The 13779-nt window shown below is 68.4% G+C and carries 16 protein-coding genes; 7 read left to right on the top strand and 9 right to left on the bottom strand.

Annotated elements, in window-relative coordinates:
* Positions 1 to 5 precede the first annotated feature (5 nt).
* The 4 genes from B043_RS0107835 to B043_RS0107820 are packed head-to-tail and all read right to left on the bottom strand — an operon-like array spanning position 6 to position 4187.
* Positions 6 to 2582 carry a phosphoenolpyruvate carboxylase gene (locus tag B043_RS0107835; RefSeq protein ID WP_018461563.1) on the bottom strand — a complete coding sequence of 859 codons (2577 nt, stop codon included), beginning with the start codon at positions 2580 to 2582 and terminating at the stop codon, positions 6 to 8.
* A complete protein-coding gene (locus B043_RS0107830; protein ID WP_016329129.1) occupies positions 2579 to 3337 on the bottom strand; it encodes a TIGR00282 family metallophosphoesterase in 759 nt (252 codons plus the stop codon). Before B043_RS0107830 ends, B043_RS0107835 begins: the two co-directional genes overlap by 4 nt.
* Before the next feature lie 38 nt (positions 3338 to 3375).
* Positions 3376 to 3888 (bottom strand): DsrE family protein, encoded by a 513-nt coding sequence (locus B043_RS0107825; protein WP_016329128.1) that lies wholly within the window; start codon positions 3886 to 3888, stop codon positions 3376 to 3378.
* A gap of 59 nt (positions 3889 to 3947) precedes the next feature.
* Positions 3948 to 4187, bottom strand: a complete 240-nt coding sequence (locus B043_RS0107820; RefSeq protein ID WP_016329127.1) for a hypothetical protein — start codon at positions 4185 to 4187, stop codon at positions 3948 to 3950.
* A 23-nt stretch (positions 4188 to 4210) separates the two neighbouring features.
* Between B043_RS0107820 and recO the strand changes: the two genes are divergently transcribed.
* Positions 4211 to 4882, top strand: a complete 672-nt coding sequence (gene recO / locus B043_RS0107815; protein WP_018461562.1) for a DNA repair protein RecO — start codon at positions 4211 to 4213, stop codon at positions 4880 to 4882.
* On the opposite strand, the gene B043_RS0107810 is transcribed toward recO, so the two are convergent.
* Both B043_RS0107810 and B043_RS0107805 read right to left on the bottom strand, forming a co-directional pair.
* Positions 4879 to 5316: a type II toxin-antitoxin system RatA family toxin gene (locus B043_RS0107810; protein WP_018461561.1), complete on the bottom strand. Its 438-nt coding sequence runs from the start codon at positions 5314 to 5316 to the stop codon at positions 4879 to 4881. The two genes, recO and B043_RS0107810, sit on opposite strands and share 4 nt — an antisense overlap.
* Positions 5317 to 5325: 9 nt before the next feature.
* The gene (locus B043_RS0107805; RefSeq protein ID WP_018461560.1) at positions 5326 to 5751 is read right to left on the bottom strand and encodes a regulatory protein RecX; all 426 of its coding nucleotides are present in this window, start codon (positions 5749 to 5751) and stop codon (positions 5326 to 5328) included.
* Between the two features lie 24 nt (positions 5752 to 5775).
* Between B043_RS0107805 and B043_RS0107800 the strand changes: the two genes are divergently transcribed.
* The 6 genes from B043_RS0107800 (at position 5776) to B043_RS0107775 (ending at position 11805) form a co-directional block, all read left to right on the top strand.
* Positions 5776 to 6462 carry a metallophosphoesterase gene (locus B043_RS0107800; RefSeq protein ID WP_018461559.1) on the top strand — a complete coding sequence of 229 codons (687 nt, stop codon included), beginning with the start codon at positions 5776 to 5778 and terminating at the stop codon, positions 6460 to 6462.
* Positions 6463 to 6469: 7 nt separating this feature from the next.
* Positions 6470 to 6748 (top strand): Lrp/AsnC family transcriptional regulator, encoded by a 279-nt coding sequence (locus B043_RS0107795; RefSeq protein ID WP_018461558.1) that lies wholly within the window; start codon positions 6470 to 6472, stop codon positions 6746 to 6748.
* A complete protein-coding gene (locus B043_RS0107790; RefSeq protein ID WP_018461557.1) occupies positions 6745 to 7296 on the top strand; it encodes a CPBP family intramembrane glutamic endopeptidase in 552 nt (183 codons plus the stop codon). Before B043_RS0107795 ends, B043_RS0107790 begins: the two co-directional genes overlap by 4 nt.
* A gap of 84 nt (positions 7297 to 7380) precedes the next feature.
* Positions 7381 to 9393, top strand: coding sequence for a PrkA family serine protein kinase (locus B043_RS0107785; protein WP_018461556.1), 2013 nt, complete (start codon positions 7381 to 7383; stop codon positions 9391 to 9393).
* Complete coding sequence (locus B043_RS0107780) at positions 9390 to 10451, top strand: DUF444 family protein (protein WP_016329119.1); 1062 nt, start codon at positions 9390 to 9392, stop codon at positions 10449 to 10451. Before B043_RS0107785 ends, B043_RS0107780 begins: the two co-directional genes overlap by 4 nt.
* Complete coding sequence (locus B043_RS0107775; protein WP_018461555.1) at positions 10435 to 11805, top strand: SpoVR family protein; 1371 nt, start codon at positions 10435 to 10437, stop codon at positions 11803 to 11805. Before B043_RS0107780 ends, B043_RS0107775 begins: the two co-directional genes overlap by 17 nt.
* On the opposite strand, the gene B043_RS0107770 is transcribed toward B043_RS0107775, so the two are convergent.
* The 3 genes from B043_RS0107770 to pdo are packed head-to-tail and all read right to left on the bottom strand — an operon-like array spanning position 11792 to position 13663.
* Positions 11792 to 12595: a TlpA family protein disulfide reductase gene (locus B043_RS0107770; RefSeq protein WP_018461554.1), complete on the bottom strand. Its 804-nt coding sequence runs from the start codon at positions 12593 to 12595 to the stop codon at positions 11792 to 11794. The genes B043_RS0107775 and B043_RS0107770 overlap by 14 nt on opposite strands.
* Positions 12595 to 12972: a rhodanese-like domain-containing protein gene (locus tag B043_RS0107765; RefSeq protein WP_018461553.1), complete on the bottom strand. Its 378-nt coding sequence runs from the start codon at positions 12970 to 12972 to the stop codon at positions 12595 to 12597. Before B043_RS0107765 ends, B043_RS0107770 begins: the two co-directional genes overlap by 1 nt.
* A 1-nt stretch (position 12973) precedes the next feature.
* Positions 12974 to 13663: a protein disulfide oxidoreductase gene (pdo, locus tag B043_RS0107760; protein WP_016329115.1), complete on the bottom strand. Its 690-nt coding sequence runs from the start codon at positions 13661 to 13663 to the stop codon at positions 12974 to 12976.
* Between the last annotated feature and the right edge of the window lie 116 nt (positions 13664 to 13779).

Below are 13779 nucleotides of genomic sequence, written 5' to 3'. Positions count from 1 at the left end.
CCATCTTACCCCGCGTTCCTCAGGCCCGCCGCCACCCCCAGGATGGAGAGGAGGAGGGCCTTTTTCAGGGCCTCGTCCTCCGCGCCCCCGGGGGCGCGGTAGCGGCGGAGGAGCTCCACCTGCAGGAGGTTGATGGGGTCCACGTAGGGGTTCCGTAGGGCGATCTGGCGCTCCAGGGTCTTCTGGTTGTGGAGAAGGGGGGCCTGGAAGACGGCCTCCAAAAGGGCCACCGTCTTCCGGTACTCCTCCGCGATCCGGTCAAACAGGGGCCGGAGGGGCTCGGGGACGAGCCTTAAGTAGAGCCGGGCCACCCCCAGGTCCGCCTTGGCCAGGGCCATGGCCGCGCTCTCCAGGGTGGTGGCGAAGAAGGGCCAGCCCCGGTACATCTCCTGGAGGAGGGAAAGGGGCAGGCCTTCCAGGGCGGAAAGCCCGTACCAGCCGGGGAGGAGGAGCCGCACCTGGGTCCAGGCCATGACCCAGGGGATGGCCCGGAGGTCGCGGATGTCCCGCACCCGGCCGTGGCGGTAGACGGGGCGGCTGGCGATGGGGAGTTCCCCGATCTCCCGGATGGGGGTGAGGTGCTCGAAGAAGGGGAAAAAGCCCTCGGCCTGAAGGAGGGCCCGGTAGCGCTCCACGCTTAAGGCGGCGGCCTCCTCCAGGGCCTCGAGCCAGGAGGGCCTGGGGTCTTCCCCCTCCGCCAAAGCGGCCAGGGCGAAGTGGTAGAGGAGCTGCTCCAGGTGGCGCACGGCCAGCTCCACATGCCCGTAGCGGTCCGCCAGGGCCTCCCCCTGCTCCGTGAGGCGGAGGCGGTGGCCCACGCTCCGTGGGGGCAAGGAGGCGATGGCCCGGCCCGCGGGGCCCCCGCCCCTCGCGGTGGAGGTGCCCCGGCCGTGGAAGAAGTGGACCTTAAGTCCCGCCTCTTCCCCCACCGCCGCCAGGGCCTCCTGGGCCTGGTAAAGCGCCAGGTTGGCCGCCAGGAAGCCCGCGTCCTTGTTGGAGTCGGAGTAGCCGATCATCACCTCCACCCCGCCCCGCCCCCGGGCGTGGGCCAGGAAGACGGGGTTCTGGAGGAGGCGGCGGAGGACCTGGGGGGCCCGCCCTAGGTCCTCCAGGGTTTCAAAGAGGGGCGCCACGTCGTAGGGGAGGGGTTTTCCTGGGCGGTAGTCCCCCACCTCCCGGGCGAGGAGGAAGACCGCGAGGACATCCCTAGGCCCGTGGGCCATGGAGACCACGTGGGCCCCCCGGTCCCGCCAGGCCCTTAGGGCCCCGAGGGCCACCCTTAAGGCCTCCCCCTCCGGGGCCTGGCCCACGGGGAGGAGGGGGCGCGGGGTCTTGAGCTCCTCCGTGAGGAGGGCCTCCTGGGCCTCCTCGGGAAGGCCCAGGAAGTCCGGGTGCACCCCCCCAAGCCGGAGGAGCTCGGCCGCGGCCTCCAAGAGCTTCCCCGACTCCTCCCTAAGGTCCAGGGGGGCCAGGGCCAGGCCGAAGGCGGAGAGGCGGGCGGAAAGGGGCCTAAGGAAGACCCGGGCCACCTCCCCCAGGCCCGCCTCCTCCAGGCCCCGTTCCGCCTGGAGGAGGGCCCGGGCAAAGTCCTCTTCGGAAAGGGCCTCCCCCTCAAGCTTGCCGTACAGGGCGGCGAAGTAGCGCCGGTAGGGCTCCCCGGGAAAGCGCTCCACCCCCTCCCCCCCTTCCCGCACCGCCCGGGGCGCGGGAAGGCGGGCCTCGGAGAGGGAGAGGTCCCGCACCAGGGCCTCGAGCTCCGCCAGGTAGCGCTCCTTGGCCACCCGCCGGGCGTAGGCCGCGGCGAAGGCCGTGACCTCGGGGGTCACGAAGGGGTTCCCGTCCCGGTCCCCCCCGATCCAGCTCCGGAAGCGCACGGGGCTTTTCAGGCGGGGCCTTTTCCCGTAGACCCGCTCAAAGGCGGCCTCGAGGCGCTCTAGGAGGAGGGGCACCGCCTTCCAGAGGGTGGTGGGCAGGTAGTAAAGCCCCCCCTTGATCTCGTCCTCCACCGAGGGCCGGGCCTTGCGCACCTCCTCCGTGGCGTAGAGGAGGGCCACCCGGGCCTTGAGCTCCTCCTTATCCCCCCTTTCCAGGACCTCCTGGATCCTCTCCAGGTGGTGCCTCAGGGTGCGGCGGCGGGTCTCCGTGGGGTGGGCGGTGAAGGTGAGGAGGAGCTCCAGGCGGTTTAGATGGGCCTCCGCCTCCTCCAGGGAAAGCCCCCGGGCCTTCAGGGCCTGGGCTAAGGCCAAAGGCCCCTCGGGCCTTGGGGCCTCCGGGGTTTCCGCCTCCGCCCGGAGGCGGTTCACCCGCACCCGGTGGCGCTCCTCCGCCAGGTTCACCAGGTGGAAGTAGTGGGTGAAGGCCCGCACCAAAGCCTCCGCCTCGGCCACGGAAAGGGCCCCCGCCTTGGCCAAAAGGGCCTCCCCCGCCCCCTCGTCCCCCTGGCGGCGGGCCTTGGAGAGGAGGCGCACCTCCTCCACCAGGGCAAAAAACCGCTCCCCCGAGACCCTCCCGATGGCCTCCCCCAGGAGGCGGCCCAGGAGGTCCACCTCCTCCTTGAGGAGGGAAAAGGGGTCTTCCCTCACGGCTCCTCCCACACGTAGGGGCTGATGGAAAGGGGCCGCCCCCCCGAAAACTCCAGCTCGGTGGCGTGGAAGCGGGCCTTCCCCTCCGCCGCGCGGAAGGGCTGGGGGCGGCCGGTGAGGAAGCGGGCCAGGAAGGTCTCCACCTCCCCCCCGATGATGGAGCGGTAGGTGCCGGTCATGCCCACGTCGGTCTGGTAGAGGGTGCCCTTGGGGAGGGGCCCCGCGTCTAGGGTGGGGACGTGGGTGTGGGTGCCCAGCACGGCGGAGACCCGGCCGTCCAGGTAGTGGGCCAGGGCCATCTTCTCGCTGGTGGCCTCCGCGTGGACCTCCACCAGGACGTAATCCGCCCGCTCCTCCAGAAGGAGGCGGTCCAGGGCGCGAAAAGGGTCGTCCAGGGGGTCCATGAAGACCCGGCCCATGACCTGGACGAAGAGGAGGCTCTCACCCCCCGCCTCGAGGCGCCACCACCCCCGCCCCGGGGTGCCCGGCGGGTAGTTCAGGGCCCGCACCACGGGCTCCGTTTCCAGAAGCTCGTAGACCTCCTTGTGGTCCCAGGCGTGGTTGCCTAAGGAGACGAGGTCCACCCCCGCCTCCCTCAGGCGGCGGTAAGCCCTTTTGTCCAGGCCCTTTCCCCGGGCGGCGTTCTCCCCGTTGGCGATGACCAGGTCGTAGTGGGCCCGGATGTCGGGCAGGTGGAGGGCCACGGCCCTGAGGCCGGGCTCGGCCATCACGTCGCCGATGAAAAGAACCCGCATGGGGGCATTATACGCACCCCACGCGGGGGGCCTTCAGGCTAGCCCACCTTGATGTAGGCGTAGCCCTTGCTCTGGAACTCCCCCAAAGCCCCCACGCCCGAGGGCACCCACTTGATGAAATCGTCCGGGCGGAGCTTGTCCTTGGGGATGTTGTTGCGGGTGAAGGTGATCTCGCAGATGTAGAACTCCACCCCCAGCTGGGCCAGCTGGCGGATGCGGCCGAAAAGGGCCTCCCGGTCGTACTGGGTGCTGGCCCAGGGGGTTCCTTCCAGGTCCTTCAAGAAGGGGTGTACCCCGGCCCCGTGGGCCACCACCACGATGCGGATCTTGAAGGGGTCGTTGTCGTAGACGGAAAGGTGGTTGGCGATGTTGGTGAGCATCTGGCCGAAGCGGGTGGGGTCCCCAAAGTCCGCGTGGTAGACCACGGCCACCGGGGTTTCCTTCTTGAATTGGGCGTACTCCACCCGCTCGTTGGCCTGGGCCCTGAGCAGGGACGAAGCCCCGAGAAGCGCCGACACCCGAAGAAGCCACCTGCGGCTGATCCCGTTCACTTTTCCCCCCTTAGAAGGCAAGGGTACAGCCAAGGGGCCTAGCGCGCAAGGGGGGTACGCTACTGGGCCGAGGAGGAGCGCCTTTGCAGGAGGTAGACCACCCCGTAGCCGATGGCGGCGATGATGAGAACCGGCACAACGTAGGTGAGGAGGGTCCAGATCAGGCCGGAGATGGCCAGGAGGAGCTTGCCCAAGAAGGTGAAAACCCAACCCCCCACCCAGAGGAAGAGGAGGACCCCCACCACCACCAGAAGGCCGAGGACCACCCACTCCAGGATGTCGCGCAGGGTGCGTTCCATAAGGAAAGGATACACTAAAAACCGTGGACCGGCGGCAACCCTACCGCACGGAGGAGGGCATCGTGGTGGGGCGGAAGGTCCTGCCCCAGGGCGACCTCCTCCTGCGCTTCGTGACGCCGGGGGGGAGCCTCGAGGCCCTGGCCAAGAAGGGAAGCCGCCCCACCGGGCGCTCGGGGCGGCTTTCCCTTTTCCACCACGTGCGCTTCCAGCTCTACGCCAAGGAGGAGGCCCTCCCCCTCCTCACCCAGGCGGAGCTTTTGGGGAAGCTCTTCGGCCTGGAAGAACCCCGGCGCTTCCTCCTGGCGGGCTTCCTCGCCGAGCTGGCCTACCGCCTGGCCTCCCCCGAGGCGGCGGGGCGGGTTTGGCCGGTCTTCGTTTCGGGCCTTAGGGGCATCGCCAAGCACGAAAACCCCCTCCTTCCCCTGGTCTGGGCGGGCTGGCGGGTGGTGAAGGCGGGGGGGCTCGCCCCCGACCTCCGGGGAGAGGGGGAGCGCCTGAAGGAGGGGCGGCTGGGGGCGGAAGGGGTCTACCTGGGCCCCAAGGGGGTGGAGGCCCTCTGGGCCATCCTCCACCTGCCCGGGGGGGAAGCGTTGGGCCACCTGGAGGAGGCCCCTTTGGAGAGGCTCTTCCTGGCCCTCAAGGCCCACGCGGAGGCCGCTTTAGGCCCCCTGCAGGCGGGGGCCCTTTTGGGTTAGGAGGCCAAAACCCGCTCCTCCAGGCCCTTCAGCAGGCTTTCTATGTTCTCCTGCATGAGCTTCTGCACCAGCTTCTGCAACAGGCCCCCAAAGATGGGGATGGTGAGCTCGTAGGTGAGGGTGAGGACCACCCGGGTGCCCTCCCCCTCGGGGAGGAAGGCCCAGGTGCCCTCGTAGCGGTCAAAGTCCCCCTCGGGGGACCAGAACCGGTTCTTAAGCCCGGCGTCGTCCCACTCCTCCTCCTCCAGCCAGCGCACCTTCTTGCCCATGGCCACCGCCACCCACTCGCTTTTGGTGCGGTGGCCCTCCTGGGCCAGGACCCGAAGGGTCTCCACCTCCTTGAGGTAGGGCTTGAGGCCCTCCAGGTCCTTGGCCAGGGCGTAGACCTTCTCCGGGGGGGCGGGGATGAAGCGTTCGGCGCGAACCTCAGGCATGGGCCCTTTTTACCCCTTTTCCTCCTCCTGGGCAAGCCGGTAGGCCTCGAGGGCCACCCCCAAGGGGAAACCCCGCCCCAGGAGGAAGCGCACCGCCTTGGCCTTGTCCTTCCGGTGGGGGTAGCGGAGGAGGACCTTTAGGGCGTCCTCGAGGGAGGCCTCCCCCACCGCCTCCTCCGCCACCTCCTCGGGGACCCCCCGGGCCAGGAGGAGGGCCTTGAGCTTCAAGGGCCCGTACTTGCGGTGGGTGTCCACAAACGCGCGGGCGAAGGCCCTATCGTCCAGGTAGCCCATGGCCTTAAGGCGCTCCAGGACCTCCGCCACCGCCTCCTCTGGAAAGCGGGCGGAGAGCTTCTCCCTAAGGCGCCCTTCGCTGTAGGCCCGCCCCGCAAGGAGCCTTAAGGCGTAGGCCATGGCCTCCTGGTAGGCCCCCATCCCCCTTAGGGTAACCTAAGGCCCATGCGGGTCTTCGCCATCGCCGACCCCCACCTCTCCCGGCTCCACCCCAAGCCCATGACCGTCTTTGGGCCGGCCTGGGCGGGGCACCCCGAGGCCTTCTTCCGGGGCTGGCGGCGGGTGGTGGGCCCGGAGGATCTGGTCCTCGTCCCCGGGGACATCTCCTGGGCCATGCGCCTAGGGGAGGCCCTCCCCGACCTTTTGGACCTCGCGGCCCTCCCCGGGAAAAAGGTTCTCCTGAAAGGAAACCACGACTACTGGTGGCCCTCCATCAGCCGCTTAAGGGCCGTCCTCCCCCCGGGGATGTACGCCCTGCAGAACGACGCCCTGGTGCTGGAGGGGGTGGCGGTGGCGGGAACGCGGGGCTGGCAGTACCCCCCGGAGACGGAGGAGGAGGCCCGCGTCTTCGCCCGGGAGGTGGAAAGGCTCAAGCTCTCCCTGAAGGCTTTGGAGGGGCAGGACTACAGGAAGCTGGTGGTGGCCTTCCACTTCCCCCCCTTCGGACCCAAGGGGGAGGCCTCGCCCCTTTTGGAGCTTGCGGCGGAGGCGGGCCCCCAGGCCATCGTCTACGGCCACCTGCACGGGGCCGACCCCGAGAGGCTCCCCCAGGCCTACCGGGGCATCCCCCTCCACCTGGTGGCCGCGGACGCCCTGGGCTTCCAGCCCAAGCTCATCCTGGAAGACGCATAATGGGGGCGTGATCACGGCCTTCGTGCTCATCCGGGCTAAGGGCCAGAGGATAGGGGCCCTGGGGGAGGCCATCGCGGAGATCCCTCAGGTGGCCGAGGTGTACTCCGTCACCGGGCCCTACGACCTCATCGCCCTCCTCCGGCTTAAAGACCTCGAGGAGCTGGACCAGGTGGTCACCCAGGGCATCCTGGGCCTGGACGGGGTGGAGCGCACAGAAACCCTCCTGGGCTTCCGGGCTTACCCCAGGAAGCTCCTGGACCAGGGCTTTGCCCTGGGGGAAGGTTGAAGGGGCCCCTGGCCTTCCTCCTCCTCCTGCAGGGGGGGCTTCTCCTCCTGGGGGGAGGGGGAATGCTCCTCCTGGGCTTCCCCTGGGGGCCCAAGGACCCGTGGGTGGACCTGGGGCTTGCGGGGGCGCTTTTCCTCCTCCTTTTCGGCCTGGAGGCCCTTTTCGGCCGCCTCTTCCCCGCCTCCTTTAAGGAGGCGGAGGCCCTCCACCGGGCCCTGGGGCTCGCCCTAAGGCGGGCAGGGCTTGGGCCCATGGCCCTCCTCTTCCTGGCCCTCCTCTCCGCCTTGAGCGAGGAGGTCTTCTTCCGGGGCTTCCTGCAAAGCCTCCTCTCGGGGTGGGTGGGGGGGTGGGGGGTCCTCCTCCAGGCCCTCCTCTTCGCCCTCTTCCACCCCGCCCCCCGGGCGGCCTGGGCCTACCCCCTTTACACCGGGGTGGCGGGGGTCCTGTTCGGTCTGGCCTACGCCCTCTCGGGAAGCCTCCTCCCGGGGGTTTTGGCCCACTTTCTCCACAACGCCCGCGGATTTTACGAGATCGCCCGCCAGGCGTAGCGCCCCAGGGCACATTCCCTCCCTCCTCTCCTGCTAAAATGAGAGGGAAGCTATTCCCAAAGGGGGTATGGAGGAGGGCTATCCATGACGGAGCTGGACTTCATCCGCCAGCGCCAGGACGTAGAGGCCTACCGGGCCTTAAGCTGGGAGGGGAGCTTCGCCGACTACCTCCGCCTCCTCAAGGAGGACCCGAGGCCCCTAAGGACCAGCTTCCAGCGGGTCTACGACATGATCCTCTCCCACGGGGTGGAGGAGCGCACCCTCTTTAAGGAGAAGCTCCTCCACTACCCCTTCTTTGACGACCCCTTTGAGGGGGGACGGGACGCGGTCTTCGGGCTGGACAAGCCCCTCATGCGCCTGGTGGCCACCCTAAAAGCCGCCGCCCACCGCCTGGGGCCGGAGCGGCGCATCCTCCTCCTCCACGGGCCCGTGGGCTCGGCCAAGAGCACCATCGCCCGCCTCCTCAAGAAGGGCCTCGAGGCCTACAGCCGCACGGAGGAGGGCCGGCTTTACACCTTCTACTGGAAGGCGGAGGAGGGCCCCTTCCCCTGCCCCATGCACGAGGAGCCCCTCCACCTCCTCCCCCCCGAGCTCCGGGAGGCCTTTTTGGAGGAGCTAAGGCGCCTCCACCCAGACTACCCCTACCCCCTGGAGGTGGAGGGCGACCTCTGCCCCGCCTGCCGCTTCCAGATGCGGGAGGCCCTGGCCCGGCACGGGGGGGACCTGGCGGCGGTCCTGGAAAAGGAGATCGTGGTGAAGCGCCTGGTCCTTTCCGAGAAGGACCGGGTGGGGATCGGCACCTTCCAGCCCAAGGACGAGAAGAACCAGGACTCCACCGAGCTCACCGGGGACATCAACTACCGCAAGGTGGCCATCTACGGCTCGGACTCCGACCCCCGGGCCTTCAACTTTGACGGGGAGCTGAACATCGCCAACCGGGGGCTGGTGGAGTTCATCGAGATCCTCAAGCTGGACGTGGCCTTCCTCTACGACCTCCTCACCGCAAGCCAGGAGCACAAGATCAAGTCCAAGAAGTTCGCCCAGACGGACATCGACGAGATTGTACTTGGGCACACAAATGAACCTGAGTACAGAAAACTCCAGGCCAACGAGTACATGGAGGCCCTGCGGGACCGGACCATCAAGATCGACGTGCCCTACATCCTCCGGGTGTCCGACGAGGTGAGGATCTACCAGCGGGACTTCGCCAAGACGCGGGGGAAGCACATCGCCCCCCACACCCTGGAGATGGCCGCCACCTGGGCCGTCCTCACCCGCCTCGAGCCCCCAAGGCGGGCCGGGCTCACCCTCATGCAGAAGCTCAAGCTCTACGACGGCCGCCTCCTCCCCGGATGGACGGAAGAGGCGGTGCGGGAGCTCATGGCCGAGGCCAAGCGGGAAGGCCTGGAGGGGATCAGCCCCCGCTACATCCAAGACAAGATCTCCAACGTCCTGGTCACCTCCGAGGAGCCCTGCATCAACCCCTTCATGGTCCTGAACGAGCTGGAGGAGGGCCTAAAGCACCACTCCCTCATCTCCGACGAGAAGACCCGCGAGCGCTACCGGGCCCTTCTCCAGGAGGTGAAGGCGGAGTACGCGGAGATCGTGAAGAACGAGGTGCAGCGGGCCATCGCCGCGGACGAGGAGGCCCTGAACCGCCTCTTCCACAACTACATCGACCACGTGAAGGCCTACGTCCTGGGGGAGAAGGTGAAAAACCCCTACACCGGAAGCCCCGAGCCCCCCAACGAGCGGCTCATGCGCTCCATAGAGGAACGCATAGACATCCCCGAGTCCCGCAAGGACGACTTCCGCCGGGAGATCATGAACTACATCGGGGCCATGGCCCTGGAGGGGCGGCAGTTCACCTACAAGGACAACGACCGCCTGCGCCGGGCCCTGGAGCTCAAGCTCTTTGAGGACCAGAAGGACACCATAAGGCTTTCCGCCCTGGTTTCGGGGGTGGTGGACCCGGAGACCCAGGCCAAGATCGACGTGGTGAAGGCCCGGCTCATCCGGGACCACGGCTACTGCCAGCACTGCGCCGCCGGGGTCCTGGAGTTCGCCGCCTCCCTCTTTGCGAGAAGCGAGCGATGAGGCCCATTGAGCGGGACCTGGAGCGCTTCAAGGAGATCGTCCGCGGGGAGGTGAAGAAGCGGGCCCGGGAGTTCCTGACGCGGGAGGAGCTTTTCGGGGAGGTGGAGGGGCGGATCGTCTCCATCCCCCTGCCCCAGCTGGAGCTTCCCAAGATCGTCTACCGGGACCCCTTGGGGGAAGGCCTCCTGGGGGGAGGCCCGGGGGAGGAGGCCTTGGGCGCGGGGGGGCACATCCCGGTGGCCGAGCTGGAGCTGGAGGAGTTTTTGGACCTCATGGGGGAGGCCCTGAGGCTCCCCAGGCTCAAGCCCAAAGGGGAGGGGGAGGTGACGGAGGAGGCCTTCCGCTACACCACCATCGCCCGAAAAGGCCCCAGGGGCCTCCGCCACGTGCGCCGCACCCTGAAGGAGGCCCTGAAGCGCACCCTGATGAGCGGAAGCTACGCCCCGGAAAGCCCCAGGCTCAGCCTCGAGCCCGAGGACTTCCGCTACCGGGCCCCCAAGAAGCGCCCCCGGCCCCACGCCCAGGCGGTGGTCCTCTTCGCCTTAGACGTCTCGGGGAGCATGCGGGAGGAAGAGCTTAAGCTCGTCAAGACCCTCTCCTTCTGGATCACCCTCTGGATCCGCCGCCACTTCCCCAGGCTGGAAAGGCGCTACCTCCTCCACGACGCCGAGGCCTGGGAGGTCTCGGAGGAGGAGTTCTTCCGCGCCCGGGAGGGCGGGGGGACCCGGCTTTCCAGCGCCCTCCTTCTGGCGGAGGAGATCCTGAAAGGCTACCCCGAGGCCTTCTACAACCGCTACCTCTACCACTTCTCCGACGGGGAGAACTGGCACGGGGACACCCCCAAGGCCCTGGAGGTCTTAAGGCGGCTCCTCCCCTCCCTGGCCCTTTACGGCTTCGCCCAGGTGCAGGGGCCCTACGGGCAGGGGCACTTCCTGGAGGAGGTCCAAGACGGCCTGGGGGATCGGGAGGAGGTGGCCCTGGCGGAGGTGCGGGGCCGGGAGGACCTGCCCCGGGCCCTTAGGGCCCTTTTGGGAGGGAAGGGTGAGGGCCGAGCTTAGGGCGTGGGCGGAAACCCTAAGGGCGCGGGCGGAAGCCCATGGGCTTTCCTTTCCCCCGGTGCTCTTCCAGGAGGTGGAGCCGGAGGAGATGGCCATGCTGGCCGCCTACGGGGGCTTTCCCCGCCGCTACCCCCACTGGCGCTTTGGGAGCGAGTACTTAAGGCAGCGGGAGGTCTACCGGTACGGCCTCGGGCGCATCTACGAGCTGGTGGTGAACACCGTGCCCGTCCAGGCCTACCTCCTCAAGGGAAACACCCCCCTGGCCCAGAAGCTGGTGATGGCCCACGTCTACGCCCACGCGGACTTCTTCCAGAACAACCTGGCCTTCCGCCCCACCCCCAAGGACATGCTGGACGAGATGGCCCACCACGCGGCCTACGTGGAACGGGCCATGGAGCGCCACGGGGCCAGGAGCGTGGAGGAGTTCCTGGACATGGCCCTTTCCCTGGAAACCCTCATCGACCCCCACGCCCCCTACATCCAAAGGCCCGAGGAGCCCGAGGAAACCCCCGGGCCGGCCCGCCTGCGGGTGCGCCCCTACCTGGAGCCCTTCGTGAACCCGTCCCCCGAACCCCCCAAGGAGGCGGAGGAGGGGGCGAGCCCCAAGCCCCTCCCCCCCAGGCCCACCCGGGACCTCCTGGGCTTCCTGGCCCGGCACGCCCCTCTCGCCCCCTGGCAGAAGGGCATCCTGGAGATCGTCCGGGAGGAGAGCCTCTACTTCGCCCCCCAGGGGGCCACCAAGATCCTGAACGAGGGCTGGGCCACCTACTGGCACACAAGGCTCCTCCTCCCCCTCCTCACCCCGGAGGAGGCGGTGGAGTTCGCCGAGCTCCAGGCGGGGCTTCTCGCGGCCCGGGGGTTCAACCCCTACCGCTTGGGCTACCTCCTCCTTAAGGAGGTGGAGGAGCGCTGGGACAAGGGGCGCTTCGGTCCGGAGTACGAGGCCCTGCCCTTAGGGGAAAGGCTCCGCTACGAGAAGCCCTTTGGGGAGGGCCGGAAGAAGCTCTTCCAGGTGCGCACGGTCTACACCGACCTCCCCTTCCTGGAGGAGTTCCTCACCCCGGAGTTCGCCCTACGGCACCGCCTCCTCCTCCCCGAGGACCTCCCCCGCTTTGAGGAGGCCAAGCGGGCCCTCCTCTTCCGCCTCACCAACCTGGGCTACCCGGTGGTGGAGCTTTTGGACGCCAACTACGGCAACCGGGGGGAGCTCCTCCTGGAGCACCTCTACGAGGGGATGGAGCTGGACCTGAAAAAGACCCAGGCGGTGCTGGAGAACCTGCACCGCCTCTGGGGCCGCCCCGTCCACCTGAAAACGGTGGTGGGGGGGAAGGAGACCTGGCTCAAGGCGGGCTGATGACCCGGAGATACCCCCTGAGGAGGGCCTCGGAGAGCTCCCCCATGTGCCGGGCCACAAGCCGCCCCTCCCGGTCAAAGAAGAAGGTGGTGGGCAGGCCCTGCACCTTGAGGGCCTCGGAAAGCCGGGTCTCGGGGTCCAGGAGGAACCAGTCCCCCGCCAATCCCTCCTTCTCCAAAAAGGCCCGCACCACCGCCGGGCCCTCCCCCTGGCTCACGAAGGCGAAGCGCACCCCAGGGGTTTCCTCCGACACCCGTAGCATCATGGGGAGCTCCCGGCGGCAGGGGGGGCACCAGGTGGCCCAGGCGTTCAGGACCAGGGGCTTTCCCCGAAAGTCCTGGAGGTCCACCGGCGTGCCCCCCAGGGTGGCCAGGGTTAGGTCGGGAAGGGTGCCAGCGGAAGCGCGCTTTCCCGGGCTTAGGGCCAGGACCAAAAGGAAGACCACCCCGCCCGCCAGGGCCGAAAGGAGGGCGGGGCGCAAGAGGGCTTTGGGTAGGGTCATGAGCGTATACCCTCCTCCCACCAGGATACCCCACCAGGGGTCAAACCCCCCCTGCCAGACGTAGAGGACGGAGAGGGGGTCCTTGGCGTATATGGAAAGGTTCTCCAGCACGAAGCCCAGCCGGGCCCCCACCAACCCCCAAAAGACCGCGTTGGAGGCCCAAGCGTTCAGCCTGGGGTCCACCCGCCTGGCCAAAACCCCTGCGGCCAGGAGGAAGGCGAGAAGCCCCAAGGCCACCTGGACCCGGGTCCAGGGGAGGGCCAAGGGGCCGAGGGTGAGGGCGTCCATCAGCGGACCAGGGGGTATCCGGCCCGCTCTATGGCCAGGACGCCCCCCTCGAGGTTGTACAGGTTGGCGTACCCCTGCCGGGCCAGGTACTCCGCCGCCTGCCGGCTCCGGTTGCCGCTACGGCAGTAGAGGTAGACGGGCCGGTCCTTGGGGAGGTCCTTGGCCCAGCGGGCGACCTCCTCCACCGGCAGGTTCACCGCCCCCGGCACGTGCCCCTGGGCGAACTCCATGGGGGTGCGCACGTCCACGATGAGGGCCCCCTGGGCTGCGGCCTGGTAGAGCTCCTCGGGACCAATGTTCCGGTAGCTCCCCTTGGGGCCGCAGGCGGCGAGGAGCAGGGGCAGGGCCAAGAGGCCCAGGAGGGCGCGCCGGGTCATGCTAGGCCTTCACCCCCACGGCCTGGCGGATGGCCTGGAGGAACTGGGAGAGGGGCTGGGCCCCGAGCACCCGCGCCTTGCCGTGGTTGATGATGGTGTCCGGCACCCCGTGGATGTGGTAACGATTGGAAAGCTCGGGGAACTCGTTGGCCTCGATCATCTCCCCGAAGACCTTGGGCGAGGCATAGGCCATGCGGTGGGCGGTGCGCACCGCCTGCGGGCAGTAGGGGCAGGTGGGGGTGACGAAGACCTGCAGGACCACCTCCTCGGGGAGGTTGTTGAGCTCTTGCACCACGTTCTCGGGCAGGCCGTGCCCGTCCCGGCCCAGCATCTCCAGGTCCTCCAGGAGGCTTGCGAACTCGTAGCCCGCGGGGATACCCCGGTACCGGAGGTTGGTGGCCTCCGAGCCCTTCTCCCGGAGGATCAGGGTGGGGGCCGCCTCCACCTTGTAGGCCTCGGCCTTTTCCTTCCCTTCAGGGGTGGCGAGGTCGTAGACCTCCAGGTGGAGCTTATCGGAAAGGGCCTGAAGCTCCCTCAGAAGCTGCTCCGTTTCCCGGCAGTACATGCAGGGCTCCTTCCCCGGGGCCACGAGGGTGGAGGTGTCGGTGAAGAGGATCATCTCCACGTCCCGGTTCAGGGTGGAAAGCCTTTCCCGTACGATCTCCTGCTCTTTGGGTCCTAAAAGCGGCATCTTTTCCTCCCGGATACCCCCGTAGGGGCTAATCCTTTATGGAGTATAGCATGGGGCCTTGGGATTGGGAATGGGAGGGCATGAACTTTCCCTTCCGGCTTGACATCCATTACCCC

Origin of the sequence: Thermus oshimai DSM 12092 (assembly GCF_000373145.1) — a bacterium.
GTDB lineage: Bacteria > Deinococcota > Deinococci > Deinococcales > Thermaceae > Thermus > Thermus oshimai.
This window is presented reverse-complemented; position numbering and strand designations above follow the sequence as displayed.